Below are 431 nucleotides of genomic sequence, written 5' to 3'. Positions count from 1 at the left end.
GAAAAACGAACGAAGCGTAAATGGACAACGTGCACAAAAAAAGAAAACGTTTTCGGGCAATGTGCCTAATGGTGTTCGTGAAGCAAAATCGCTAAATATACGGTTAGTGCCCCTTTAAACTGTTTGATATCAATACTTGTTTTTTCGATAAACTTATCGATACGATATTGCAAACTATTGCGGTGCATATGAAGTTTTTTCGCTGCGAGCGAAACGTTTAAATTGCATTCAAAAAACGTCTTTATTGTTTTCAACATGTCGTGCTCTTGTTTTACCGCCTGTAAAAACATCGTCGCATATGTCATCTCCTCACCGCTAATAAGCAAAAGAGGAAAGACGTCTTCAATACAGTAAACACGTTGAGCGGGATTGTGTTTCAGCCCGACGTGAAAATATCGTTTTTCCGCTGCGAATATACGGGCAAGTTCAAC

The 431-nt window shown here is 39.4% G+C and carries 1 protein-coding gene; it reads right to left on the bottom strand.

The features are described from left to right. Positions 1–65 precede the first annotated feature (65 nt). On the bottom strand, positions 66–431 hold a 366-nt coding region (locus HUS66_RS17490; RefSeq protein WP_175072459.1), incomplete at its 5' end, for a PucR family transcriptional regulator.

The organism is Onishia taeanensis (assembly GCF_013349955.1).
GTDB lineage: Bacteria > Pseudomonadota > Gammaproteobacteria > Pseudomonadales > Halomonadaceae > Onishia > Onishia taeanensis_B.
Note: the sequence above shows the minus strand (reverse complement) of the source record. Positions and strands in the feature narration are given on the sequence as shown.